We start from the raw sequence: 24,505 nt of genomic DNA on the forward strand, positions 1-24,505 counted from the left end.
GCCGGCAACGCCGAGCACGTTGGCCTGGCCGCCGAGCTTGCCTTCGGTGCCGACCTCGCGCGCCACGCGCGTCACTTCCGACGCAAACGCGTTGAGCTGGTCCACCATCGTGTTCAGCGTTTCCTTCAGCTGAAGGATCTCGCCCGACACGTTGACCGTGATCTTCTTCGAGAGATCGCCGCCGGCGATCGCGGTCGCGACGTCGGCGATGTTGCGGACCTGCGCGGTCAGGTTCGATGCCATGAAGTTGACGTTGTCGGTCAGGTCCTTCCAGGTGCCGGCGACGCCGGGCACCTGGGCCTGGCCGCCGAGCTTGCCCTCGGTGCCGACCTCGCGTGCCACGCGTGTCACTTCCGAAGCGAACGAGTTGAGCTGGTCCACCATCGTGTTGATGGTGTCCTTCAGCTCCAAAATCTCGCCGCTGACGTCGACCGTGATCTTGCGCGACAGGTCGCCACGCGCCACGGCCGTGGTCACGTTGGCGATGTTGCGTACCTGGGCGGTCAGGTTGCCGCACATCGCGTTCACGGAGTCGGTGAGGTCCTTCCAAGTACCGGCGACGCCGGGCACGATCGCCTGGCCGCCGAGCTTGCCGTCGGTGCCGACCTCGCGCGCCACGCGCGTCACTTCGGAAGCGAACGAACGCAGCTGATCGACCATCGTGTTGATGGCTTCCTTCAGCTGCAGGATCTCGCCGCGAACGTCGACCGTGATCTTCTTGGACAGGTCGCCGTTGGCGACCGCGATCGTCACCTCGGCGATGTTGCGGACCTGGCCGGTCAAATTGTTGGCCATCGAGTTGACGCTCTCGGTCAGGTCCTTCCAGACGCCGGTCACTTCCGGCACCTGGGCCTGGCCGCCGAGCTTGCCCTCGGTGCCGACTTCGCGCGCCACGCGCGTGACCTCCGAGGTGAACACCGAGAGCTGCTTGATCATCGTGTTGACGATGTTCGCCGACTGCAGGAATTCGCCGCGCAGCGGCCGGCCCTCGACGTCGAGCTGCACGGTCTGCAGCAGGTCGCCTTGCGCCACCGCAGCGACCGCGCGGGTGACCTCGCGCGTCGGCCACAGCAGATCGTCGATCAGCGTGTTGACCGAGCTCTCCATATCGGCCCAGGCGCCGCTTGCGAGGCCGAAATTGACGCGCTGGCGGGTCTGTCCCTCGCGGCCGACGACCTGGCCGACGCGCGCCAATTGCTGCGCCATGCGCTCGTTGGCGGCTGCGATTTCGTTGAAGGCGTCCGCGATCTTGCCGTCGATGCCGAGATAGTCGCCACGCATCCGGACCGAGAAATCGCCGGCGCGCATCGCCTGCAGCGACTGCAGCAGGTCATGCGAAGAATCGAGGCTTCCGTTTGATTGCTGGCTGCGGCGTGTATCAGCACGGGGACGAGGCGACGAACCGAGATCGGTCATGTAATTTCCCCTACGCGCTGGCCGCGAATCCAGAGACTCGGAAAAGCCAGTGTGACCATAAGAATGACTGCCCTTGATCTATTCAAGCGGGAAAACGCCAAAACCGCAATTTGTGACGTAAACCGAGTACCTTAATCGCGATTGGAACCAAAAGTTCCGACAGTTGGCCGAACTTTTCCGAAGAACGACGGAGCCGGCCCTGATCGCCCGGTCCTCGTGCTCGCATGGAACATTGACCATCCCCGCGCGTTTCGGGCGGGGGCAGGATCGGTGATGGTTAAGAAATCAGAACAACTCAAACGGGGCATCGTCGAGAGCCCGCATGATCGTCGGCCGGTGGCTGGCGGCGTGGTCGACTACGCCATTTGCATGCTCGGCCCCGATGGCCGGGTCATCAACTGGAACAAGGGCGCCGAGCGCATCACGGGCTATCCGGCCAAGGCGATTCTCGGCCAGCACTTCTCGGTCTTCTATCCTGCCGAAGACCGCGCATCCGGCGTTCCGGCGAGAGCGCTGCAGTTGGCGCGGAAGGAAAAGCACTCAGCGGCCGAAGGCTGGTCTGTCCGCAAGGACGGGTCGCAATTCTACGCCGCTGTGGTCATCGATCCGACCTACGAGAAGCGCAAGCTCGTCGGCTACGCAATGGTTACCCGCGACATCACCGAGCGGCATCAGGCGCGCGCGGATCTCGAGGCCAGCGAAAGCCAGTTCCGCCTGCTGGTGAGCAATGTCACCGACTACGCGCTCTATATGCTGACGCCGGCCGGCATCGTCGCCAATTGGAACGCCGGCGGCGAGCGCATCAAGGGCTATTCGCCCGGCGAAATCATCGGCCAGCACTTCTCGCGGTTCTATACGCCGGCCGACCAGGCTGCCGGCAAGCCCGCCCATGCGCTCAAAATCGCGGAAGAGACCGGGCATTACGTGGAGGAAGGCTGGCGGGTCCGCAAGGACGGTTCGTTCTTCTGGGCGAGCGTCGTGATCGATCCGATCCGCGATACCGACGGCAGCCTGGTCGGCTTCGCCAAGATCACCCGGGATATTTCCGAGCGGCGCGACGCGCATCAGAAGCTCGAACAGGTGCAGCGTCAGCTTGCGGAATCGCAAAAGATGGATGCGCTCGGCCAACTGACCGGCGGAGTCGCGCACGACTTCAACAACCTGCTGATGATCATTTCCGGCAATCTGCACCGGATCAAGCGCGAGGTAACGAGCGAACGGGGCACGCTTGCACTCGGCGCGATCGAAACCGCATCCGAGCGTGCCGCGTCCCTGACCAGGCAGCTCCTCACCTTCGCGCGTCGGCAGAGCGTCAATCCGCAGACCATCAACGTCGCTGACAGGATCACCGCGGTGCGAGAGGTTTTGACCAGCGCGCTCGGCGGCGCGATCAAGCTGAACATGGAGATCGGACCGGATCTCTGGCCGATCTTCGTCGATCCGACGGAATTTGAGACCGCGCTGATCAACCTCGTGGTCAATGCCCGGGATGCGATGACCGGCGGCGGCACGCTGACCGTCGCGGCGCGCAATGTCCCGGAAGCCGCCCAGGTGGTCGTCAGCATTACCGACACCGGCGAAGGCATTCCAGACGATGTCATGAACAAGGTCTTTGATCCCTTCTTCACCACCAAGCCGGTCGGCAAAGGGACCGGCCTTGGGCTGTCCCAGGTTCACGGCTTCGCGCACCAGGCGGACGGCCGGGTCGAGATTACAAGCGCGCTCGGCAAGGGCACGACGGTCAGCATCTATCTCCCGCGGGGGACTGCGGCCGCAAAGCGCACGGCTACGGGGCACAGCGCGCCCGGCTCGGCCACGATCCTGCTGATCGAGGACAATCCTGCCGTCGCCGATGCGAGCACGGGCCTGCTCGAACAGCTCGGCTACACCGTGCGCTGGGCCTCGAACGCGGAGGCCGCCTTGTCGGAAATCGACGCCAACGGGATCGATGTGGTGTTCAGCGACATCGTCATGCCCGGCAGGATTGATGGACTGAAGCTGGCGCGCACGATCCGGGACAGAAAGCCCGAGCTGCCGATCCTGCTGACGACAGGCTACAGCGCGAGCGCACGCGACGTGAGGTCCGACTTTCCGGTGTTACGCAAGCCGTACCACATCCACGACCTCAGCCGCGAACTCGCAAAGTTGACGGGGCACGGCGTCGGCAGCGCGACGAGCGGGCCATCCGGCAACGCTTCGAGCGAGTTCGATGCCACCGCGCATGACGTCGCGGCAAGACCAAAGGCGAAAGCCCGCTCCTAGTTCAAAATCGAAAGGCTAGCGTTCCGCCGGCCAGCTTCGCCGCACCAATTGCACCCGCTCGATACGGCTGCATTGCTCGCAGCGGTACTGAAGAATATCCCTGCCCTCGCTGCCCGGATGGCTGCTCTCGAGCCGCATCGTCCTGATGCAGCTGATGCAGGAGATCAGCGTCAGCAGTGGACTGCGATCGTCATTCATCGATGCCCGCGGTGGCGCGGTCGGATCGGCGATCATGGCGCTGGGCGATGCTATGGTATTGGCTCTCACCACAAGAAAATGCAGATCCTGCGGTCCGGGTTCCTTCCTTGAAACCTGATTTGAGCCTGAGCCGGTGTTCGAGGCTCCCCTCTTTGGGCGAACCGCCGGATCACACCCGGGCGTTGCTGTGACCGGGCGTAGGCTTCGCCTTGTCCTTGTCCACCTTGACCTTTGTGCCGGCGCGGTCCTCGAAGCTCCGGCTCAGCCGCTCCCGGACCGTGGGGAGACGCTCGCCGCCGCCGGCGGCCTTCCACCGGCCGACCAGTTGGGCGACTTCCGCTCGCATCGCCATCAGCCGGTACGATGCTTCACTGCAATCGAGGTCGCGGTTGACCTGATCCCGGATCGACGCCTCGATCAGGGTCATCTCAGCTCGCAACGCGCTGATCTTGCGCCGAATTTCATTGATCTTATTGTCCATGCCTTGTTAGAACAAAAATAGAACATATTGTCAAGTCACGATCCAGCAAGCGAGGCAAGCAATGAGCGTGGCAGCGGTAAGATATGGTGGGGTTGCGGAGCGGCTTGACGGGCTGATGACCCGTGCCCAGGCGCTGCGGTTGAGGAGCCTCGCCGAGGAGGCCTATCAGCCGAACCAGTACGCACGCGACCTGACGTCCGAGGAAGCCGAACGGCGGATCGATGCGCTGAAGGCGGAGATCGCGCTGGCGGATTCTTTCTAAACCGTCCGCTCCAGCCAGGCCGGCCGTCCCCTTAAGGCTTTGATATAGCGGCGCGGCTAGGTCTGTTCCTGTTATTGCTGCTTTGTCTTATTGCTGCTTGGTTCTGGGGGAGCCTGACGTGCTGGAGCTGGAGAAGCGGTCGCCGCTTGCGTTCCCGATTACGCTGAAGGACGGGCGAACGCTCGCGACGGTCGGCGACGCCGCGGACTACCTGTCCGCGCTGAACCTGGATCAGCGCGAGCGCGGCTACTGGAAGACGGCGATCATGATGTTCAACAACGCCATGCGCGAACCGGGCTATCTGAAGATCGCAACCATGAACCTCCGGTCCGCGCTCGTATATGACCGCCTGGTCGACGACGTTGGCTCCTGATTGTGGTGCGGCGGCTACAGCCGAATCGGCTGTGGTTGCGTAAGGCCCTGCTCGTTATGGCCGCAAACAAGGTAACGGCGGTACACGCGACGGCCGGGTGCGCAATGCGCTTCAGCCGCACTCTCGGGCCGCCTTGGAGGGCCAAGGGAACACCAAGGCGGCTCATTTTCCTTTCAAAGCAATTTCGCGCGGACGAACAGCATCCGCAACGCGTTGGTCGCTTGCACCGTCAGCATGGCGTTACCGGCCGCTCTCTCGAGCGCAACCAATGCCTCGTCATGCAGCGAGCGGAACTCCATCCATTCGACGGCGCTGAGATTGCTGATGAAGCGATAGGCCTGGCCGACGGTCGCAAGCGTCACCGTCTCGCCGTTCAGCCGCACCTTGAACGTCGCCTTCAGCGGCGTGTCGGATTTGGATACGTCACCCATGGCGGGGTTGTGCGCCGCGCCGCGTTAATGTCAATCTAATTTCTCTGCGTCCGCCTCGGCGCGTCGGCCCCAATGAATCGCAATGTCTGTTAGCGTTTCGTGGGGGTGATTCGTGACTGATCTTGCCAACACAGCCTATCTCGATGCGCTCAATGCCGAGCAGCGCCGCGCTGTCGAGCACGGGGTCGGCAAGGATTGCATCGTCGGCGCGCCGCTGTTGGTGATCGCTGGCGCGGGGTCCGGCAAGACAAACACCCTCGCCCATCGCGTCGCGCATCTGATCGTCGCTGGCGCCGATCCGCGCCGCATCCTGTTGATGACCTTTTCGCGGCGCGCCGCCGCCGAGATGGCCGGCCGCGTCGAGCGCATTGCGCGCCGCGTGCTCGGCGATCGCGCCTCGGTCATGACCGACGCGCTGAGCTGGGCCGGCACGTTCCACGGCATCGGCGCGCGGCTGCTGCGCGAATTCGCCGAGCGTATCGGCCTCGACCCGGCCTTCACGATCCATGACCGCGAGGATTCCGCCGACCTGATCAATCTAGTCCGCCACGATCTCGGGTTCTCCCGCACCGAAAGCCGGTTCCCCACCAAGGGCACCTGCCTTGCGATCTATTCGCGCTGCGTGAACGCGGAAATGCCGATCGAGGCCGTGCTCGGCCAGTTCTTCCCGTGGTGCTCCGGCTGGGCCAGTGAATTGAAACAGCTGTTCGGCGCCTATGTCGAAGCCAAGCAGCGGCAGAACGTGCTCGATTACGACGACCTCCTGCTCTACTGGGCGCAGATGGTGACGGACGCCGCGCTGGCCGAGGAGATCGGCGGCCGCTTCGATCATGTGATGGTCGACGAATATCAGGACACCAACCGGCTGCAGTCCTCGATCCTGCTCGCACTCAAGCCCGCGGGACGCGGGCTCACCGTGGTCGGCGACGACGCGCAGTCGATCTATTCGTTCCGCGCCGCCACCGTGCGCAACATCCTTGACTTCCCGGCCCAGTTCAGCCCGGCCGCCGAGATCGTCACGCTCGACCGCAACTATCGCTCGACGCAGCCGATCCTGTCGGCCGCCAACGGCGTGATCTCGCTCGCCAAGGAGCGCTTCACCAAGAACCTGTGGACCGACCGGACGTCGACCCGCAAGCCGCTGCTCGTCACGATCCGTGACGAGGCCGATCAGGCCCGTTACATCGTCGAGCAGGTGCTGGCCAATCGCGAGGAAGGCACCCTGCTGAAGCACCAGGCGGTGCTGTTCCGCACCTCCTCGCACAGCGGACCGCTGGAGGTCGAACTGACCCGCCGCAACATTCCGTTCGTGAAATTCGGCGGCCTCAAATTCCTCGACGCCGCGCATGTCAAGGACATGCTGGCGCTGCTGCGCTTCGCCGCCAATCCGCGCGACCGGGTTGCAGGTTTTCGCATCCTGCATCTGTTGCCCGGCGTCGGACCGGCCTCGGCGCAGCGGGTGCTCGACCGCATGACGGAGGCCGCCGATCCGATTGCTGCGCTCGTCGCGCTGCCCGCTCCGCCCCGCGCCGGTGCGGATTGGCGGCTGTTCGTGGAGACCATCGAGAATCTCCGCTACTCGGAATGGCCCGTCGATATCGAACGCGCCCGCCTCTGGTACGAACCGCATCTCGATCGCATCCACGAGGACAGCGAGGTACGCCGCGCCGATCTCATTCAGCTCGAGCAGATCGCCGCCGGCTACCCGTCACGCGAGCGTTTTCTCACCGAGCTCACGCTCGATCCACCCGATGCGACCAGCGACCAGGCTGGCGTGCCGCTGCTCGATGAGGATTATCTGATCCTGTCGACGATCCATTCCGCCAAGGGGCAGGAATGGAAATCCGTCTATGTGCTCAATGTCGTCGACGGCTGCATGCCCTCCGACCTCGGCGCCGGCACGTCGGCCGAACTCGAGGAGGAGCGCCGCCTGCTCTATGTCGCGATGACCCGCGCCAAGGACGATCTGCATCTGCTGGTACCGCAGCGCTTCTTCGTCCACGGCCAGGCGGCCAAGGGCGACCGCCACATGTACGCCTCGCGCACCCGCTTCATCCCGGAACGACTGCTGCCGATGTTCGAGCGGACCACCTGGCCGCGCGCCGCGGCCGCGCAGGCATCGGCGGCCAACCGCGCGCCGCCGATCGACATCGGCGCCCGGATGCGCGGCATGTGGCGCTGACGCCGGTTCGAAGCTTTTCATCCGGGCTGGAACAAAGCCGCCGACCTTGCGTTGAGGCGGCGTTCGTAATCGGCAAACGACCATCCCCGACGGCTTCGGCGCGCAGTTGCACGCTGGAGCCGTCTTTTTTTGCGCCGCGTCAATTCACGCGAAAGCCAATTCACGCAGGAAATAATGTGACGGGCTGGTCGAAGCCCTTCAGGGTGTAATCGGCACCGGCTGCCGTGATCATGTCGCGGGTTCGATCCCGCACGGCCGTCGTCACAAGAATCTCGCCTGACCTGGCGGCCGCCTGCGCGCGCGCCGCGCGATTGACCACCGTGCCGACTGCCGTCAGGTCGCGGTGGGCCTGGCCGAACTCACCGAAATTGGTGTCACCGCTATCCATCCCGATTCCGATGCCGATCTCGATGTCGCCGGCGCCGATCGCCCGCACCAGCGCGTCGTGCCTGTCGCGAAAACTGCGCTGGATCTGGCGCGCCGCGAGCAAGGCCTGCACGGCATGATCGTCGCGCCGCACCGGAAAATTGAAGATCGCGAACACGGCGTCGCCGATGGTCTTGTTGAGGATGCCGTCATAGCGCCAGATCGCGGCGGCACAGTCGTCGTAGAACGCGTCGAGCAGCGAGGTCAGCCCGTCCTGCGCGATGGTCTGCGTCAGTGTGGTGTAGCCGCGCAGATCGGCGAACAGGATGGTGGCGTCGATGGTCACGGCGCGCGCCTTCATGATCTTCGAGAAGGCCATCTCGCAGAGCGTGCATGTGTTCGGGTTCATGCGGCTCGGCCGGACGCCGAACAGACGGAACGGCGCCGCCAAGGGACCGCGCAACGGGATCGGCATGTGCAGGTTTTGCCAGCAGCCAAGGCAGATCGTTGCAGGTTCCGGAGTCATCGGCGGATCACCTGGTGTTCCAGCAACGAAACCCGGGTCCCCTTGGCACGCTGGTTCATGGGCGTCCCCAATCGAGATTGCCGCGCTCAGGCGGTCGCCACGAAACTCACTCCAATTCGCGACTTCTTACTCCAGATCACCTGGCACTCGTAGACGACCGAGGCGTCGCGGGCCATCACCAGGCGGAATCGGTGCGGGACGAAGGCCGGATTCTCGACCTCGATGGCCGCCCCCTCCGGCGAGATGTTCACGATCGTGCAATGCATGACCGAACCGCCCGACGAGACATAGCCGGGTTCATTGACCTCGGTTCGCGGATGCTTGCGCTTTTCGTCCACCCGGCTGCTCCCCGCTTCCTCCACGCAAACGTGGGCGATCGGCATTGCAGAAGTCAACGGCTCCGGCGCTCACATCGGGCTTTCGCACCACCATTTGTGCGCAGCAGTACGCCGAACCGCTTATCGCGCCAATGCAGATGAGCCCCGCGTCGGCGCGGGCTTGTCGTTCGCGCTGGCACGAGGATAGCCTCATCCTATGGGCGATGCGCTGGCGCGACGCACGCTCCGGGGAACAATGAACAGGCGCCATGGGAGACGCGCCATGTTCGAGATTCTCGATCGCCGGACGACTCTGACCGGCAACCAGATCAAGATCCTTGCGGCGGCCATCATCGGCGATGCGCTGGAATTCTTCGACTACTTCCTGATTGGCTTCGTGCTCGCGTTCCTGATCGGACCGTGGAAGCTCACCTTCGGCCAGTCGGCCACCGTGCTGATGAGTTCCGGCATCGGCGCCATCCTCGGCGCCTACCTCTGGGGCTGGCTCGCCGACCGGGTCGGTCGACGTATCGTCTTTATCGGCACGGTGCTGAACTTCTCGATCGCGACCGGCCTGCTCTATTTCACACCCGATAATGGCTGGGTCTATCTGGCGATCCTGCGCTTCTTCGTCGGCACCGGCGTCGGCGGTCTTTATTGTGTCGACCTGCCGCTGGTGCAGGAGTTCATGCCGTCGCACAAGCGCGGCTGGGTCGGCGGCCTCGTCACCTGCGTGATCCCGCTCGGCGTCGGCCTCGGCGCGGTGCTCGGAGCCGTCATGGGAACCGATCAGTGGCGGCTGCTATTTGCGATCGGCGTGCTGCCGTCGGTCCTGGTGCTGCTGGTTCGGATCTGGGTCCCGGAGTCGCCGCGCTGGCTGTGCCGGCAAGGACGCTATGACGAAGCCCGCAAGTCGCTGGCCTGGGCGCTGCAGGTGCCGCCGTCGGAGCTGCCGCTGCCGAGCGCGGCCGACGCCGGTCCGATCGTCACGACGAGCTGGTTCGATCTGTTCAAATATCCGCGCAGCCTGATCGTCTCCTGGCTCGGCAATGCAGGCGCGCAAACCGGCGTCTACGGCATCACGCTATGGGCCCCTGCGCTGTTCGTGCTGCTGCTGAAGGTGACGCCGCAGGAAGCCGCCAAGATGATGATCCTACTCAGCATCACCGGCTTCCTCGGCCGCATCTCGTTCTCCTGGTTCTCGGAGCTGCTCGGACGGCGTGTTGCCGGTGGCCTGCTCGGCTTCGGCGCCGGCGCGCTGACCATCATCGCCGGCTACCACTACGACGCGACTTTGTTCGGCATGTCGGCCTTCTGGCTGCTGCTGGCCGCCGCCTTCTTCTTCGCCGACGGCGGCTTTGCGATCGTCGGTCCCTACGCGGCTGAGGTCTGGCCGTCGCATCTGCGCACCACGGGGATGGGCTCTGCCTATGGCTTCGGCGGCATCGGCAAGATCATCGGGCCGGTCGGTCTTGCGCTGATCGTCGGTTCGAACAACTACCTCAAGCCCGACGTGCCACTGACCCAGATCCCGACCGCCTTTGTCTATCTCGGCTGCTGGTTCCTGATGGCGGGGGCCGTCTATTTGTTCTTCGGGCTCGAGACCCGGGGCAAGTCGATCGAGCAGATCGACAAAGAGCTCAACGCGACGGCCGACGTCGCGGCCTCCGCAACGATCCGGCGCGCCTGAGGGAGGCCGAACATGAATGTGACTGCTGCGGACCTTATCGGTGATCGCGACGTGATTGCCCGCGCCGAGGCGATCAGGGACACGGTGGCGGCCGCCTCCAACGATATCGAAACGACGCGCCGCCTGCCGCCCGACTTGCTCGACCGGCTGCATGAGGCGCGGCTGTTCCGCCTGCTGCTGCCGCGTTCAACCAACGGGATCGAAACCGACCCGGTCACCTTCTTCCATGCCATCGAGACCATCGCCAAGGCGGATGCCTCGACGGCGTGGTGCCTGAGCCAGGCCGGCGGCTGCGCGATGTCGGCGGCCTATCTCGACCTGCCGGTCGCGCAGGAAGTGTTTGCCGACCCGCGTGCCGTGCTCGCCTGGGGCCCCGGCCCGAAGGTCAAGGCGATCGAGTGCGAGGGCGGCTACCGCGTCACCGGGGTCTGGTCATTTGCCTCGGGCGGGCGGCACGCCACCTGGCTCGGCGCGCACTGCCCGGTCTATGCCGCGGACGGCTCGCCGCGCCGGGATGCCAATGGCGAGCAGGTCGAGCGCACCATGCTGGTGCGGACCGAGGACGTCGCATGGACCGACATCTGGAACACGGTCGGATTGCGCGGTACCGCCAGCGACCAGTTCGCGCTCGACGATTTCTTCGTCCGCGCGGACCATTCGATCACCCGCGAATTCGACCGCGAGTGCCGCGAGGACGGCCCGCTGTACCGGATGAGCAACCACACCTGCTACCAGATCGGCTTCGCCGGGGTCGCCTGCGGCATTGCCCGCAGCGCGCTCGACAATTTCGTCGACGTCGCCCGCAACAAGGTGCCGCGCGGCATGAAGAAGACGCTGCGGGACAATGCGGTGGTGCAGTCCGGCCTCGCCCAGGCCGAGGTCAATCTGCGCGCCGCCCGCGCCTTCCTTCTGCAGTCGATGGCCGACATCTGGAAGGATCTGGTTGCCGGCGACAGCATCACGGTCGCGCAGCGCATGACGATCCGGATGGCCGCGACGCACGCCATCCACAAGGCGCGGGAGGCCGTCGATTTCGCCTACAACACCGCCGGCGCCACCGCGATCTTCGACGGTCATCCGCTGGAGCGGCGCTTCCGCGACATCCACACCGTGACCCAGCAGTTGCAGGGCCGCTTCAGCCATTTCGAGACTGTCGGCGCCTGGATGCTGGGCGTCGATGCCGACCTCAGCTTCGTTTAACCCGATTTCTCAAGGAGAAGAACCATGCCATTGGGTGGACTACAGCATTACACCATCGAGCCGCAGGACCTCGAGCGCACCAGGGAGTTCTATTGCGATGTGCTCGGGCTCGAGAACGGCGAACGGCCGCCGCTCGATTTCCCGGGCTACTGGCTCTATTCCGGCGGCCAGGCCACGGTCCACCTGATGGGCACCCGCAAGCCGCGCGACGGCATCGTGGTGCGCGGCACCGCGAAGAAATATGAGGACACCGGCCGCCTCGACCATATCGCCTTTGCCGCCAGCGACGTCGAAGCCGTGCGCAAGCGCCTGCAGTCGAAGAACGTCACCTTCCGTGAGCAGATCGTGCCGCGCACCGGCGACACCCAGATATTCCTCTACGATCCGGACGGCGTCGGTGTGGAGCTGAACTTCCCGAAGAGCTAAGCGCCGGCGTTTTGCGGATCGCTGATTGCCGGGCAGAGCCGTCCGAAGGACATCGTCGCTTTGCCGCGCCGATGTCCCGGTCATTGGCGGCTCAATCCGCGCTGGCCTCGGGCGCTGTGGATGGTTCCCGACAAGGCCCTGACTCGGCCATCACTCGGGCGTGATCCGGTCCGTTTTTCTTCAACATTGAATGACGAATTAACCGGGCCGCGCCGCTGCGGCAGAATAGCCGGGTGCTGCGCCTTTAACCTACCCCAGGGCTTGGTGGCCCGGCTATTCGTCCCCACTTGGCGGGCGAGACCTCTCAGTCGAGGCCGCGTTCGTGGCTCAGGCGGACCATTTCGTTGATGAAGATTTGTTTCTGCTTGTCGTCGAGGCTGGCAAACAGCGGCTCGGCGGCGTCGGCGACGCCGCGCTGATCGACCGCCCGGTCATTGAGGAACTGGGCCTCGTTGCGCATCTGCTCGATGATGTCATCCGGTGGATCGCGCTGCGCCCGCGCGATGCGCAGGTTGAGGCGGTCGGCGCCGTTGTGGCCGAGATAGTGCATCGCACTGTTGAAGCCGGCCCAATTCTTCTCCTGCTCCGGCGTCAGGTTGAGCTCCTTCTTGATCCGTTCGATGTTGGCATCGCTGTTGGCGACGATCTGTTCGGCCGTCAGCTGCGGCGCGCCGGCCTGGGTCAGCACGGTCGGCGCTTGCTTCGCGCCCTTGTCCTTGGCGGCGGCCTTGGCCGACTTGGAGGCCTTGGCGCCGGCCGCCGCGCCCTGTGCGTTTTTGCCGCCGCCGGCATTGGGGTTGTTGCCATTGTTGCCGGTCAACACCCCGGTCACGCCGGTCACCACCCCGACAACGCCGCCGATGGCTCCGCCGAGAACGCCGCCGACCGGCCCGGCAGCCTTGTTGCCCTCGCGCGCGCCCTTTTCGACGCCCTGCACGATCTGCGCATCGACCATATGAGGCACTGCGAGCAACGTGACGGTGGCGGCCCCAACCGCGGCGCACAATCTCCATTGCGCTCGCAGCTTCGCTACCGGGATGAGCATGATCGGGTCTCCGTGATCGATGGTGGATTGCGGAATTGATGCGGGAGTAGGTTCGACGAATCCGGACTTTAGCGTTTCCGGCTTCGGCAAGTCTATCGGCCGTGCCGGGCATCACCATGGCGGAACAGAGTTCGCTGAGGCTTGACCGGAAAGCTGCGGCTCAACCGCGCACCGTCTGCGACCTTGTCTGCGTCGCCGCCCGCGTGCGTCGCAGCATGATCGCAAGACGCACGGCAAACCGCCGGCAACTGCAGTGATGCGAACGGCACTGCCTGCTATTTGACCACAACGTTAGTTCTAGTTGGCATCAGCATCTCGTTTCTCGACAGATGCCGGCAATTCTGTTCTGATCGGTTTCAACGCAATCCCGCGACGTCGCGCAAACGCGACGCACAAAAAAGAACAACGGGATTCAAAAAGTCTTTTGTCCGTCGGCTACCAGGGAGGGAATGCCATGTCACGGAAGAAGCTCTCGCGCCGAGAATTCGTCGCAGCGACAGCGCTGTCATCGGCCGCGCTGATTACAGCCCCCTACGTGCGTGGCGCCTACGCAGCCGGAAAGCTCTCGATGGGCTTCTGGGATCACTGGGTGCCCGGCGCGAACAGTGCGTCCACCGAGCTGGTCAATGAATGGGCTGCCAAGGAGAAGGTCGAGGTCCAGATCGACTACATCACCAGCCAGGGCAACAAGAACATCGTCACCATCGCCGCCGAGGCGCAGGCGAAATCCGGTCACGATATTTTCCAGATGCCGACATGGTGGCCGCAGGCCAACGCCGAGTTGCTCGAGCCGGTCAACGACATCATGGATCCGCTCCTCAAGCTGAACGGCGATGTCAACGGCACGGTGAAATATCTCGGCCAGGCCGGCGGCAAATGGCTCGGCGTTCCCGCCAGCGTCGGGAGCCAGATCAAGGGTCCCTGCTCACGCATCGACCTGATGAAGAAACACGCCAACATCGACGTGCAGGAGATGTATCCGGTCGGAGGCGAGCCGAAAGCCGATAACTGGACCCTCGATACGTTCCTCAAGGCGGCTGAAGCCTGCCACAAGGCCGGATTCCCGTTCGGTATCGGCCTTGGCGAAACCAGCGACAGCGTCGACACCGCCGGCGCGATCTTCCAGTCGTTCGGCGCGCAGCTGGTCGATGCCAAGGGCAATCTTACCGTCAAGACCGACGCGGTGCGCCAGGCCCTCGACTACTACAAGAAGCTGCTCGCCTTCCTGCCGCCCGATGTGGCGGCATGGGACGACGCTTCCAACAACAAGTGGCTGGTCGCCGGCAAGGGCGCGATGATCCTGAATCCGCCGAGCGCGTGGGCGGTCGCCAAGCGCGATGCTCCGCAAGTCGCCGAGCAGTGCTGGACGCACGGGTTCCCGGCCGGGCCGAAGGGACGCTTCGCGCCCTACCTGCCGTTCTTCTGGTCGATCTGGTCGTTCTCGAAGAACAAGGAGGCGGCCAAGAGCCTGCTGTCCCACCTGTCGCAACCCGCGTCGATCGAGAAGATGGTGGTCGCAAGCGGTGGCTATGACCTGCCGGCCTACGAAAAGCTCACGACCTTGAAGGTCTGGGCGGAGCAAGCGCCGCCAAAGGGGACGCTCTACCACTATCCGAACCCCTACAAGCACCAGACGCTGTCGATTGCGGCCTCGCCCGCGCCGCCCAAGATCGCGCAGCAGATCTACTTCCAGGCCACGCTGACCAAGATGTGCCTGCGGTACTACCAGGGTGAAAGCATGGAAAAGACGCTCGCCTGGGCCGAGGGCGAGTGCGAAGGCTTCATGCGAAGCTGACGACAAGCGAGGTCTCGCGCGACCACCCGTAATGTTGGCTGCGCGAGGTCCCGTCTTCACATCCCAGCCGCCGAACCGGCGAGCTGTGCAACCAACCCCCGCGAGGGACCTGCGTTATGGTTGATGTCGCATTCCAATCCAATCGCGCAGCCGCTGCCCAGACGGGACGAAGGCGCGTCGGCCTGCGCAACGCACTGCGGCGCAAGTCGATGGCCGCGTTCCTGATGACCTTGCCGCTGATCCTCCTGATCGCGATCCTGGTGCTCTACCCGGCCCTCTACTCCTTGCACCTCGCAACGCTGAACAAGGCGATGACGAAGTTCGTCGGGTTCGGCAATTTCGAGTTCCTGTTCAAGCGCGACACCTTCTGGCTGGTGGTCAAGCAATCCTGCATTTTCGCGATCTCGGCGGTGATCTTCAAAGCCCTGATCGGCTTCATCGTCGCGCATTTCGTGCACAACGTACCCGCCAACAAGCAGCGCAAGTGGCGCGGCATGCTGCTGGTGCCATGGGTGATCCCGCCGGCGATGAGCACGCTGGCGTGGCTCTGGCTGTTCGACCCCTCCTACAGCGCCTTCAACTACACGCTTTCCTTCTTCGGCATCGGGCCGATCCCGTGGACCGGCGATGCGATGTGGGCGCGCTTCTCGGTGATCCTGGTCAACGTCTGGTACGGCGCGCCATTCTTCATGATCATGTATCTGGCGGCGTTGAAATCGGTACCCGACCAACTTTATGAGGCGGCCGCGATCGACGGCGCCAATTGGTGGCAGCGCATCTGGTACGTGACGCTGCCGATGATGCGCAACATCATCGCGATCACGACGCTGTTCTCGCTGATCGTGACCTTCGCCAACTTCGACATCGTGCGCATCCTGACCGCGGGCGGGCCGCTCGACCACACCCATATCTTCGCCACCTGGGCGTTCCGGGTCGGCATCGAGGGCAGCGATGTGCCGCTCGGTGCCAGCGTTTCGCTGTTCATGGTGCCGATCCTCGCGGTCGCGGCGATCTTCATCCTGCGCGACATCACCAAACGCGGGAACGAAGCCTGATGAGCTCCCTGACGATCGACAAGTCCGGACCGACCCGCAAGGTCAAGTACGGCAGCATGAGCCGCGACCGCGCCTGGGCGCTACGCTGGTCCTATTTCTTCCTGGTGCTGTTTGCGATCTTCTCGCTGACGCCGCCGATCTACATGCTGATCACCTCGCTGAAGAGCAGCGCCGAGATCTCGGCCGCGACCAATCCGTGGTGGGTCTATCATCCGACACTCAGCAACTACATCGAGCTGCTGACCTCGAACCAGTTCCTGCGCTTCTTCTGGAATTCGGCCTGGGTCTCGATCATCGTGGTCACCATCACGATGCTGATCAGCGTGCCGGCGGCCTTCGCGCTGGCGCGGATGAAATTCTGGGGCTCGGCGACGCTCGCGACCGGCGTATTCCTCACCTATCTCATTCCGGACAGCCTGCTGTTCATTCCGCTGTTCAAGATGTTCGCCGTGTTCGGCGACTGGACCGGCATCCAGCTCGTCAATCGCTGGTACGTGCTGCTGTTCATCTACCCGACGCTGACGGTGCCGTTCTGCACCTGGATCATGATCGGCTATTTCGCGTCGATCCCGAAGGAGCTCGACGAGGCGGCGATCATCGACGGCGCGAGCTGGTTCCAGACGCTGACCCGGATCTTCATCCCGGTCGCGCTGCCCGGCCTGATCGCGGCCACGATCTTTGCCTTCACCGTCTCCTGGGCTCAGTTCCTCTATCCGCTGGTGTTCACGACCTCGACCGATCAGCTGGTGCTGCCGGTCGGCATCATCACGACCCTGATCAAGGGTGACGTCTTCAACTGGGGACAGATCATGACCGGCGCCCTGCTCGGCGCCGCGCCGCCGCTGATCATCTATGCCTTCCTGATGGACTACTACATTGCCGGCCTGACCGCCGGTGCGACAAAGGGTTGAACTTATGGCTGACGTCAGTTTGCGGAAGGTTGTGAAGCGTTACGATGAGGTCGAGGCGGTGCGCGGCATCGACCTTGATATCGCCGACCATGAGTTCGTGGTGTTGGTCGGGCCGAGCGGCTGCGGCAAGTCGACGACGCTGCGGATGATCGCCGGCCTCGAGGACATTTCCGACGGCGACATCATGATCGGCGGCGACGTCGTCAACGACGTGCCGCCGAAGGACCGCGACATCGCGATGGTGTTCCAGAACTACGCGCTCTATCCGCATATGACCGTTGCCGAGAACATGTCGTTCGGTCTGCGGCTGAAGCACTATCCCAAGGCCGAGATCAAGAGCCGGGTCACCGAGGCCGCCCGCATGCTCGACATCACCGATCTGATCGACCGCAAGCCGAAGCAGCTCTCCGGCGGCCAGCGCCAGCGCGTCGCGATGGGACGGGCGATCGTGCGCAATCCGAAGGTGTTCCTGTTCGACGAGCCGCTGTCCAACCTCGACGCCAAGCTGCGCGTGCAGATGCGGATCGAGATCAAGAAGGTGCACCAGAAGGTCCGCACCACCACGGTCTACGTCACCCACGACCAGGTCGAGGCGATGACGCTCGCCGACCGCGTGGTGGTGATGAATCACGGCAGGATCGAGCAGATCGGCACGCCTAACGAGCTCTACCACAAGCCGGCGACCCGGTTCGTCGCAAGCTTCATCGGCTCGCCCGCGATGAATTTCGTGCCCTGTCGGCTCGAGGATACCGGCGGCAAGCTCAACGTGCGGCTGACCGATCGCCTCGCCTTCGCGCTGCCGCCGGCACGCGCCGCCCGCTACCAGGCTCTCCCCCGCACCGACAAGCTGTTGCTGGGCATCCGGCCCGAGCACGTCATGGAGGCTCGGCCGCATGCCGAACCGGGCATCGAGCCGTTCGACGCGATGCTCGACGTCACCGAGCCGATGGGGATGGAGACCCTGGTCTATTTCACGCTCGAGGGCAACCAGGTCTGCGGCCGGGTCAATCCCAATGCTGGTGCGCAGGATGGCAGCCCGCTCCGATTGGCTGTGGACCTCAACAATATGCATTTGCTAAACGAGGTGACCGGCGTCGTCCTTTGACGGCGCACAAGAAACCTCAAGGGCAGGAAATGGCCACCAACAAGAAGAAGATTTTCGTCACCCAGACTTTGTCACCGGGGGCGCGGGTGCTCCTCAACGAGCGGGACGACGTAGAACTCATCGAATTTCCCAACCTGATCTCCGCCAAGGACTTTCAGACCATGCTCGAGCAGCATGCGCCGGTCCATGGCGTGGCGCTCGGCGCAACCCGCTTCGGCGAGGCGGAGCTGGAGGCGTCCAAGGGCATGATGGTGGTGACCCGGATCGGTGTCGGCTATGACGCCGTCGACGTTCCGGCGCTGTCGCGCCGCAAGGTGCCGCTGATGGTCGCAGGCACCGCGAACTCGCCGTCGGTCGCCGAACAAGCTGTGTTCATGATGCTGACGCTGGCCAAGCGCGCGCAGGAAATGCACACGATGGTCAAGGACGGCACTTGGGCGAGCCGGCTCGGCGTGCTGCCGTTCGATCTCTACGGCAAGACCGTCCTGATCGTTGGCTTCGGCCGCATCGGCACCCGCACCGCCAAGCGCTGCCTCGCCATGGAAATGAACGTGCTGGTCTACGATCCCTACAAGCCCGCCAGCGAGATCACGGCTGCCGGCTGCGAGGCCGTGTCGAACCTCGAAGCGGCGCTGCCGCGGGCGGACTTCGTCACGATCCATTGCCCGAAGAATCCCGAAACCGTCGGGCTGTTCAACGCCGCGCGGATCAGGCTGATGAAGCCGACCGCCTATCTCATCAACACCGCCCGCGGCGGCATCGTCGACGAGAAGGCGCTGCACGACGCGCTGGTGTCGGGCAAGCTCGCCGGCGCCGGCCTCGACGTGTTCGAGGTCGAACCGCCGCCGGTCGGCCAGCCCCTGCACGCTTTGCCCAACGTGATCATGGCGCCGCATGTGGCCGGCGTCACGGTCGAGGCCGTCGATCGCATGAGCGAGCAGACCGCACGCAATATCCTGAGCGTGCTGGATGGCAATCCGCTGCGCCAGAACGTGATCAACCAGGACGTCCTCGGCTGAGCTTTCAGCCTTCCTCGTTTGCGCCGCGGCCGATCCGAAAGGATCGGCCCGGCGATGCGGAGTACCCACATGGCTTTCAAGGAATTCGGCAACTACGATGCGGTCGGTCTCGCCGAGCTCGTTCGCAACAAGGACGTGACGCCGAAGGAGCTGCTCGACGAGGCGATCGCGCGCACCGCCGCCGTCGATCCCAAGATCAACGCTGTCGTCGTCAAGCATTACGACTATGCCGAGCGCCAGATCGCCAAGGGGCTGCCTGACGGTCCCTTCACGGGCGTGCCGTTCCTGCTGAAGGACCTCGATCTGCTCGAGGGCACACGCACCACGTCGGGCGCCAGCCTGCTGAAGGACTTCGTTGCCGATCACAACGGCACCCTGACCCAGCGCTTCCTCGATGCCGGGCTTGCGATCTTCGGCAAGAGCTCGAGCCCGGAATTCGGGCTGATGCCGACGACGGAATCCCGCCTGTTCGGCCCGACCCGCAATCCCTGGAATCTCGACCATTCCTCCGGCGGCTCGTCCGGCGGCGCTGGGGCTGCGGTCGCGGCCCGCATCCTGCCCGTCGCGCATGCCAGCGACGGCGGCGGGTCGATCCGGATCCCCGCCTCCGCCTCCGGGGTGTTCGGCATGAAGCCGACGCGCGCCCGCAACCCGGTGGGTCCCGATCGCGGCGAAGGCTGGGGCGGCTTCTCCGTCGGCCATGTGCTCAGCATCAGCGTCCGCGACAGCGCGGTGATGATGGATGCGATCCACGGTCCGGAGCCGTCGAGCCTCTATGTCGCGCCGCCGCCGGAGCGACCGTTCTCGCAGGAAGTCGGCCGCGATCCCGGCCATTTGCGCATCAGCTTCACCGACAAGTCGCCCTACGGCGATGCCATCGATCCCGAGATCGCCGCGGCGGTCCGCGACGTAGCCAAGCTGCTGGCGGGGCTCGGCCATCATGTCGAGGAGCGTGCGCCGCCGCTGGCGGCCGATCCCGCCGCGGTCATGACGACCATCGTCGGCGGCAACACGGCGCTGACGATCCGTCTGCTCGAGCAGCGCGTCGGGCGCACCCTGACGTCGGACGATGTCGAGCGGCTCACGCTCGCCAGCGCCCAGAATGCGACCAAGATGAACCCGGCCGACTACGTGGCAGCGCAGCTTGCAGCGTTCCAGATCTCGCGCGCGCTTGCGACCTTCTTCGAAGGTTGCGACATCTTCCTCAGCCCGACGCTGTGCGCGCCGCCGCTCCGCCTCGGCGAGCTGAACACGATGTCCGAGGACCTCGGTCACATCGCGCCGGTGCTGCGCCGCTACATGCCGGGCACCTCGATGTTCAACATGTCCGGACAGCCGGCGATGTCGGTGCCGCTGGCCTGGAACAAGGCCGGTCTGCCGCTCGGCATGATGTTCGCGGCCAAGCTCGGCGAGGAAGGACTGCTGTTCCGCCTGGCCGGCCAGCTCGAACAGGTCCGCCCCTGGAAGGACCGGCGTCCGCCGGTTTGTGCCTGACGACGCTTTCAAGCGAAGTGGATCCGCTTCGCGTCACGACTGCGCGCCAGAACCAGCGGGGCTGACAAAGGATAGTCAGATCAGGTAGATAGGGAGGGCGTCGGCACGATTCCGCGCGCCGTCAGCCTGGGAGACCAAACCGTGAATGATCCGACCGACAATGCGCTGGCCGCAATCGCGAGCATTCTCGACCAGACGACCACACCTCCCGAGACCTCCAAATCGACCGACAAGACGGCGGACAAGGCAGTTGAGCCCGCAGCGGAGCCGCCGGCGTCCATAGCGATGCCGCCGCCTTTGCCGCCGTCCATCCAGGTCGTGTCCGTCACGTCCGTGTCCGTCGAGGCCGCGCCTGCCGAGCCACCTTCGATCGAGGAGCCAGAGCCGGTCGAACAGCCCGAGGCAAGTAAAGCTGAAGCAGGTGAACCGGAGCCAACCGAACCGGAGCCGAGCCAGCCGGAAGCGGAGCCGGAGCCGATCCAGCCGCCGCCCCAACCGATCGAGGCCAATGGTTATTCCAAGTCCGGCCCAGGTCCGATGGCCGCGCTGCGCTTCCGCTGGACGGTGCGCCAGGACGGCGCCCAATATTATGTCGACGAGACCGTCGGCGAGGCATCGACCCCACTCGTCAACGGCCCGATGGACAGGGATGCCGCGATCAAATTCGTCGACGATCGCGAGGCCCAAGCGCGGCGGCGCTTCGAGCATTTCAAGCACGAGATGCTCAGCCGCACTGCAAGCGTCGTTCAGGCGAGCAAGGACAGCAACGAGGCCTGAGACGCGATACGTGCCCTTCGGGCATCGCAATCAAATGCGGATGGAGAAGACCTCGATGTTTCGCGCGCTGGCCGGCCTCGCCTTCGCCTTGCTCCTGTCCACCGCGCACGCGCAGCAGGCGCCGTCCCGGCTCGATGAGATCGTCAAACGCGGCAGCCTGCGTGTCGGCATGACCGGCGACTATTTGCCCTTCACCTATCTCGACAAGGAGACCAAGGCCTTCCGCGGCTTCGATGTCGACATGGCGCAATCGCTCGGCAAGGCGCTCGGCGTAAAGGTCGAGTTCGTGCAGACGTCGTGGCCGCAAATGACCAGGGATTTCGAGGCCGACGATTTCGACATCGCGATGGGCGGCGTCTCCATCACCTTCGATCGGCAGAAGAAGGGTCTGTTCTCGACGCCGATCATGCGCGAAGGCAAGACGCCGATCGCGCGCTGCGCCGACAAGGGCAAGTTTGAGACGATCGCCGAGATCGACAAACCCGGCACCCGAGTCATCGTCAATCCCGGCGGCACCAACGAGCGCTTCGCGCGCGCCCACGTGAAAACCGCCGAGATCCGCGTCTTCAACGACAACACCAAGGTCTTCGACGAGATCGCCAAGGGCGACGCCGACCTGATGATGACCGATGCGTCCGAGACGCGCTATCAGCAGAAGCTGCATTCCGGCGTGCTGTGCGCCGTGCATCCCGATAAGCCGTTCGACTTCGCGGAAAAGGCCTATTGGATGCAGCGCGACGTCGCCTTGAAAGCGTTCGTCGACCAATGGCTTCACATCGCGCGCGAAGATGGCAGCTACGCGAAGATCTACGCTGCATGGTTCGAATAGCCCGCGCCACGCTCAAAATTTGAAGCGCACGGCCTGAAACCAGACCGCAATCCAGCGATTTGAACCTTAGCCGCAAGGATACGACTCATGTTCTGACCGTGATCTGGGACACGTTCAACGGGGTGGTCACCGGATAGCCTTGCGAACGAGGCTCCCTGCACCGGAGGTCGAGATGAGAAAGCTTCTGGCGATCGCCACGCTCGTGCTGGCAAGCACGGCCGCAGCGCAGGCGCAGTACACATTCGATTACGGCGGCCGCACTATTCGCATCGATCCCGATCGCGGCACGGTTTCGATCCCCGGCGTCTACGACAATACTCCCCGCCGCACCAAACGCGCCAAAAGCGAGGACACCGAGCAGAAGCGCAAGGCTCCGAAGGAAGCCAACACGAACGCCAAGTCGGACACTAAGTCGGACACTAAGACGAATTCCCAGGCCGCGCCGCCCAGCGCGCCAGCAGCGGCTGCTCCGCCTGCCGTCGATCAGGCCGCCGTCCCGCCGGCGCCTGCCGCAACAACGACGGAGCCGGCCAGCACGGGCGTTGCGGCCACGCCGCCTTCAGCTACAGCCGCGACCACACCCCCGCCGCCCGCGGCGCCAGCCGTCCAGCAAACTGCGCCGGCTGCAAAGCACACCACCGCTCCAACGGTTGGCGCCGCCTCGCCGAGCGCTCCGGTGCCCAAGCCGCTCGCCAATCCCGTGCAAGCAGCGAACTCGCCGCTCGGCGTCTGGCTCACCGAAGAGAAGGAAGGCAAAATCCGCATCGAGCAATGCGGCGCCAATCTCTGTGGCTACGCCGTCGACAAGAAATCGAACGCCAACGGCGAACAGGTGCTGATCAACATGAAGCCGGGCAAGGACAAATGGAGCGGCCGCATCTTCGATCCGAACAGCGGCAGCACCTACGATTCCAACATCGCGATGAAGAGCCCGGACACGCTGCGCGTCCAGGGCTGTGCGTTCGGCGGCATGTTCTGCGGCGGCCAGACATGGACGCGGGTGAATTGATTGCCTGCAAATCGTAGCCCGGATGGAGCGAAGCGTAATCCGGGATTTTCACCATGGGAGAGACCGCCCCGGATTGCGCTTCGCTCCATCCGGGCTACGGTCTCATAAAATCAAAAGCCCCGCCTGATAGCGGGGCTTTCATCTTGCGAACTGCTACGGCTGCTCAGCCGACCTTGCCGTTGTATTCCTCGTCGGTGACGTGCTCCATCCAGGTCGAATAGACGCCATCGAGCGCCTCCTGCATGGCGATGTGGGTCATGCTGTTGTCCGGCGAGGCGCCGTGCCAGTGCTTCTCGTTCGGCGGAATCCAGACGACATCGCCGGGACGAATCTCCCTGATCGGGCCGCCCTTGGCCTGCACGCGCCCGATGCCGGAGATCACATACAGCGTCTGCCCGAGCGGATGGGTGTGCCAGGCGGTGCGTGCGCCGGGCTCGAACGACACGCGCGAGGCGTTCAGCCGCGCCGGCGCAGGCGCCATGTTGATCGGGTCCTGCAGCACCGTGCCGGTAAAATTCTCCTTCGGCGCGCGGCGGGTCGGCCGCGAGCCGGAAACGTGGATGTCCATGGGGTTACCTCCCTTTCTTGACGTTATTTCTTGGTGGCGGCGTAGCGTGCCTTGGTCTCGGCATTCATCGGATACAGGCCGGGCAGCTGGGCGCCATTGTTCACCTCGTTGACGATCCAGGCTTCCATCCGTTCCTGCTCCGGCCCCTCGGCCAGCACGTGATCGAGGAACGCCTGCGGGATCAGCACCGCGCCGTCCTGGTCGGCCACCACGACGTCGTTCGGGAATACGGCAACGCCGCCGCAGCCGATCGGTTCGCCCCAGCCGACGAAGGTCAGACCTGCGACTGACGGCGGAGCCGCGTAGCCGTCGCACCACACCGGCAGGCCGGTGCCGAGCACGCCCTCGACGTCGCGCACCACGCCATCGGTGATCAGCGCCGTCACCCCGCGCTTGGCCATGCGGGCGCAGAGGATGTCGCCGAAAATGCCGGCATCGGTGATGCCCATGGCATCGACCACGGCAATGCAGCCCGCCGGCATCGCCTCGATCGCGGTGCGGGTCGAGATCGGCGACGACCAGGATTCCGGCGTCGCCAGATCCTCACGGGCCGGCACGAATCGCAGCGTGAAGGCCGGTCCGACCAGCCGCTTCTGCCCGGGCTTCAAGGGCTTGGTACCGCGCATCCAGATGTTGCGCAGGCCCTTCTTGAGCAGGACGGTGGTGATGGTGGCGGTGGACACGTGCGACAGCGTCGCGATCGCTTCGGCGGACAGTGACATCTGGAAAGCTTGCTCCGATGGGAGGAAAAGACCGGCGCATGTTGCC

The 24,505-nt window shown here is 64.5% G+C and carries 25 protein-coding genes; 16 read left to right on the plus strand and 9 right to left on the minus strand.

The features are described 5' to 3' along the window. The coding region (locus J6525_RS25425) for a HAMP domain-containing protein (RefSeq protein ID WP_376708562.1) at positions 1-1,416 on the minus strand (1,416 nt) is incomplete at its 3' end. A 273-nt stretch (positions 1,417-1,689) separates the two neighbouring features. Here J6525_RS25425 and J6525_RS25430 point away from each other — a divergent pair. Further along, a complete protein-coding gene (locus J6525_RS25430) occupies positions 1,690-3,678 on the plus strand; it encodes a hybrid sensor histidine kinase/response regulator (protein ID WP_312009821.1) in 1,989 nt (662 codons plus the stop codon). Positions 3,679-3,693: 15 nt separating this feature from the next. Here the strand turns inward: J6525_RS25430 and J6525_RS25435 are convergent, their stop codons facing one another. Together J6525_RS25435 and J6525_RS25440 are read right to left on the minus strand one after the other, a co-directional pair. Next, positions 3,694-3,876, minus strand: coding sequence for a hypothetical protein (locus J6525_RS25435; RefSeq protein ID WP_225646739.1), 183 nt, complete (start codon positions 3,874-3,876; stop codon positions 3,694-3,696). Positions 3,877-4,045: 169 nt separating this feature from the next. Further along, entirely contained in the window at positions 4,046-4,357 is a 312-nt protein-coding gene (locus J6525_RS25440; RefSeq protein ID WP_225646740.1) for a hypothetical protein, read from the minus strand. A gap of 61 nt (positions 4,358-4,418) precedes the next feature. On the opposite strand from J6525_RS25440, the gene J6525_RS25445 reads away from it, so the two are divergent. Next, positions 4,419-4,619, plus strand: coding sequence for a DUF3072 domain-containing protein (locus J6525_RS25445; RefSeq protein ID WP_225646741.1), 201 nt, complete (start codon positions 4,419-4,421; stop codon positions 4,617-4,619). Positions 4,620-4,737: 118 nt separating this feature from the next. Next, positions 4,738-4,992, plus strand: a complete 255-nt coding sequence (locus tag J6525_RS25450) for a hypothetical protein (RefSeq protein ID WP_016845793.1) — start codon at positions 4,738-4,740, stop codon at positions 4,990-4,992. 173 nt (positions 4,993-5,165) lie between these two features. On the opposite strand, the gene J6525_RS25455 is transcribed toward J6525_RS25450, so the two are convergent. Further along, entirely contained in the window at positions 5,166-5,423 is a 258-nt protein-coding gene (locus tag J6525_RS25455; protein WP_018271640.1) for a hypothetical protein, read from the minus strand. 112 nt (positions 5,424-5,535) lie between these two features. On the opposite strand from J6525_RS25455, the gene J6525_RS25460 reads away from it, so the two are divergent. Then, entirely contained in the window at positions 5,536-7,605 is a 2,070-nt protein-coding gene (locus tag J6525_RS25460) for an ATP-dependent helicase (RefSeq protein WP_225646742.1), read from the plus strand. Positions 7,606-7,765: 160 nt separating this feature from the next. On the opposite strand, the gene J6525_RS25465 is transcribed toward J6525_RS25460, so the two are convergent. After that, complete coding sequence (locus tag J6525_RS25465; RefSeq protein WP_225646743.1) at positions 7,766-8,497, minus strand: adenylate/guanylate cyclase domain-containing protein; 732 nt, start codon at positions 8,495-8,497, stop codon at positions 7,766-7,768. A gap of 86 nt (positions 8,498-8,583) precedes the next feature. Then, the gene (locus J6525_RS25470; protein WP_210262664.1) at positions 8,584-8,880 is read right to left on the minus strand and encodes a PilZ domain-containing protein; all 297 of its coding nucleotides are present in this window, start codon (positions 8,878-8,880) and stop codon (positions 8,584-8,586) included. Positions 8,881-9,097: 217 nt separating this feature from the next. Here J6525_RS25470 and J6525_RS25475 point away from each other — a divergent pair, with 217 nt between their 5' ends. The 3 genes from J6525_RS25475 to J6525_RS25485 are packed head-to-tail and all read left to right on the plus strand — an operon-like array spanning position 9,098 to position 12,130. After that, positions 9,098-10,504 (plus strand): MFS transporter, encoded by a 1,407-nt coding sequence (locus J6525_RS25475; RefSeq protein ID WP_092084732.1) that lies wholly within the window; start codon positions 9,098-9,100, stop codon positions 10,502-10,504. 12 nt (positions 10,505-10,516) lie between these two features. Beyond that, the gene (locus J6525_RS25480; RefSeq protein WP_225646744.1) at positions 10,517-11,704 is read left to right on the plus strand and encodes an acyl-CoA dehydrogenase family protein; all 1,188 of its coding nucleotides are present in this window, start codon (positions 10,517-10,519) and stop codon (positions 11,702-11,704) included. Between the two features lie 24 nt (positions 11,705-11,728). After that, positions 11,729-12,130: a VOC family protein gene (locus J6525_RS25485; protein ID WP_092084736.1), complete on the plus strand. Its 402-nt coding sequence runs from the start codon at positions 11,729-11,731 to the stop codon at positions 12,128-12,130. Positions 12,131-12,434: 304 nt separating this feature from the next. Here the strand turns inward: J6525_RS25485 and J6525_RS25490 are convergent, their stop codons facing one another. After that, positions 12,435-13,175, minus strand: coding sequence for a Spy/CpxP family protein refolding chaperone (locus J6525_RS25490; protein WP_376708563.1), 741 nt, complete (start codon positions 13,173-13,175; stop codon positions 12,435-12,437). A gap of 454 nt (positions 13,176-13,629) precedes the next feature. Here J6525_RS25490 and J6525_RS25495 point away from each other — a divergent pair, with 454 nt between their 5' ends. The 9 genes from J6525_RS25495 (at position 13,630) to J6525_RS25535 (ending at position 23,169) form a co-directional block, all read left to right on the plus strand. Beyond that, positions 13,630-14,970, plus strand: coding sequence for an ABC transporter substrate-binding protein (locus tag J6525_RS25495; protein WP_092084740.1), 1,341 nt, complete (start codon positions 13,630-13,632; stop codon positions 14,968-14,970). Between the two features lie 116 nt (positions 14,971-15,086). Further along, positions 15,087-16,025, plus strand: a complete 939-nt coding sequence (locus J6525_RS25500; protein WP_028340672.1) for a carbohydrate ABC transporter permease — start codon at positions 15,087-15,089, stop codon at positions 16,023-16,025. Next, on the plus strand, positions 16,025-16,936 hold the full coding sequence (locus J6525_RS25505; RefSeq protein WP_016847559.1) for a carbohydrate ABC transporter permease: 912 nt from the start codon (positions 16,025-16,027) through the stop codon (positions 16,934-16,936). Before J6525_RS25500 ends, J6525_RS25505 begins: the two co-directional genes overlap by 1 nt. 4 nt (positions 16,937-16,940) lie before the next feature. After that, positions 16,941-18,041, plus strand: coding sequence for an ABC transporter ATP-binding protein (locus J6525_RS25510; RefSeq protein WP_225646745.1), 1,101 nt, complete (start codon positions 16,941-16,943; stop codon positions 18,039-18,041). A gap of 29 nt (positions 18,042-18,070) precedes the next feature. Further along, positions 18,071-19,060: a hydroxyacid dehydrogenase gene (locus J6525_RS25515; protein WP_225646746.1), complete on the plus strand. Its 990-nt coding sequence runs from the start codon at positions 18,071-18,073 to the stop codon at positions 19,058-19,060. 69 nt (positions 19,061-19,129) lie between these two features. Further along, positions 19,130-20,554 (plus strand): amidase, encoded by a 1,425-nt coding sequence (locus tag J6525_RS25520; RefSeq protein ID WP_225646747.1) that lies wholly within the window; start codon positions 19,130-19,132, stop codon positions 20,552-20,554. Between the two features lie 141 nt (positions 20,555-20,695). Then, a complete protein-coding gene (locus J6525_RS25525) occupies positions 20,696-21,331 on the plus strand; it encodes a hypothetical protein (protein ID WP_225646748.1) in 636 nt (211 codons plus the stop codon). Between the two features lie 55 nt (positions 21,332-21,386). Further along, entirely contained in the window at positions 21,387-22,160 is a 774-nt protein-coding gene (locus J6525_RS25530) for a transporter substrate-binding domain-containing protein (protein ID WP_225646749.1), read from the plus strand. 172 nt (positions 22,161-22,332) lie between these two features. After that, on the plus strand, positions 22,333-23,169 hold the full coding sequence (locus J6525_RS25535) for a DUF2147 domain-containing protein (protein WP_225646750.1): 837 nt from the start codon (positions 22,333-22,335) through the stop codon (positions 23,167-23,169). Positions 23,170-23,332: 163 nt separating this feature from the next. Here the strand turns inward: J6525_RS25535 and J6525_RS25540 are convergent, their stop codons facing one another. Beyond that, complete coding sequence (locus J6525_RS25540) at positions 23,333-23,737, minus strand: (R)-mandelonitrile lyase (protein ID WP_016847553.1); 405 nt, start codon at positions 23,735-23,737, stop codon at positions 23,333-23,335. Positions 23,738-23,760: 23 nt separating this feature from the next. After that, positions 23,761-24,459, minus strand: coding sequence for a ribonuclease activity regulator RraA (locus J6525_RS25545; RefSeq protein WP_076828879.1), 699 nt, complete (start codon positions 24,457-24,459; stop codon positions 23,761-23,763). Between the last annotated feature and the right edge of the window lie 46 nt (positions 24,460-24,505).

It is taken from the genome of Bradyrhizobium australafricanum, assembly GCF_020329495.1.
GTDB lineage: Bacteria > Pseudomonadota > Alphaproteobacteria > Rhizobiales > Xanthobacteraceae > Bradyrhizobium > Bradyrhizobium australafricanum.

Coding starts and splice junctions, on each gene's coding strand:
- J6525_RS25470 (WP_210262664.1), bottom strand. CDS start 8,880: ATGCCGATCGCCCACGTTTGCGTGGAGGAAGCGGGGAGCAGCCGGGTG.
- J6525_RS25475 (WP_092084732.1), top strand. CDS start 9,098: ATGTTCGAGATTCTCGATCGCCGGACGACTCTGACCGGCAACCAGATC.
- J6525_RS25480 (WP_225646744.1), top strand. CDS start 10,517: ATGAATGTGACTGCTGCGGACCTTATCGGTGATCGCGACGTGATTGCC.
- J6525_RS25430 (WP_312009821.1), top strand. CDS start 1,690: ATGGTTAAGAAATCAGAACAACTCAAACGGGGCATCGTCGAGAGCCCG.
- J6525_RS25505 (WP_016847559.1), top strand. CDS start 16,025: ATGAGCTCCCTGACGATCGACAAGTCCGGACCGACCCGCAAGGTCAAG.
- J6525_RS25440 (WP_225646740.1), bottom strand. CDS start 4,357: ATGGACAATAAGATCAATGAAATTCGGCGCAAGATCAGCGCGTTGCGA.
- J6525_RS25515 (WP_225646746.1), top strand. CDS start 18,071: ATGGCCACCAACAAGAAGAAGATTTTCGTCACCCAGACTTTGTCACCG.
- J6525_RS25540 (WP_016847553.1), bottom strand. CDS start 23,737: ATGGACATCCACGTTTCCGGCTCGCGGCCGACCCGCCGCGCGCCGAAG.
- J6525_RS25510 (WP_225646745.1), top strand. CDS start 16,941: ATGGCTGACGTCAGTTTGCGGAAGGTTGTGAAGCGTTACGATGAGGTC.
- J6525_RS25490 (WP_376708563.1), bottom strand. CDS start 13,175: ATGCTCATCCCGGTAGCGAAGCTGCGAGCGCAATGGAGATTGTGCGCC.
- J6525_RS25535 (WP_225646750.1), top strand. CDS start 22,333: ATGAGAAAGCTTCTGGCGATCGCCACGCTCGTGCTGGCAAGCACGGCC.
- J6525_RS25545 (WP_076828879.1), bottom strand. CDS start 24,459: ATGTCACTGTCCGCCGAAGCGATCGCGACGCTGTCGCACGTGTCCACC.
- J6525_RS25435 (WP_225646739.1), bottom strand. CDS start 3,876: ATGAATGACGATCGCAGTCCACTGCTGACGCTGATCTCCTGCATCAGC.
- J6525_RS25530 (WP_225646749.1), top strand. CDS start 21,387: ATGTTTCGCGCGCTGGCCGGCCTCGCCTTCGCCTTGCTCCTGTCCACC.
- J6525_RS25465 (WP_225646743.1), bottom strand. CDS start 8,497: ATGACTCCGGAACCTGCAACGATCTGCCTTGGCTGCTGGCAAAACCTG.
- J6525_RS25455 (WP_018271640.1), bottom strand. CDS start 5,423: ATGGGTGACGTATCCAAATCCGACACGCCGCTGAAGGCGACGTTCAAG.
- J6525_RS25495 (WP_092084740.1), top strand. CDS start 13,630: ATGTCACGGAAGAAGCTCTCGCGCCGAGAATTCGTCGCAGCGACAGCG.
- J6525_RS25520 (WP_225646747.1), top strand. CDS start 19,130: ATGGCTTTCAAGGAATTCGGCAACTACGATGCGGTCGGTCTCGCCGAG.
- J6525_RS25500 (WP_028340672.1), top strand. CDS start 15,087: ATGGTTGATGTCGCATTCCAATCCAATCGCGCAGCCGCTGCCCAGACG.
- J6525_RS25445 (WP_225646741.1), top strand. CDS start 4,419: ATGAGCGTGGCAGCGGTAAGATATGGTGGGGTTGCGGAGCGGCTTGAC.
- J6525_RS25485 (WP_092084736.1), top strand. CDS start 11,729: ATGCCATTGGGTGGACTACAGCATTACACCATCGAGCCGCAGGACCTC.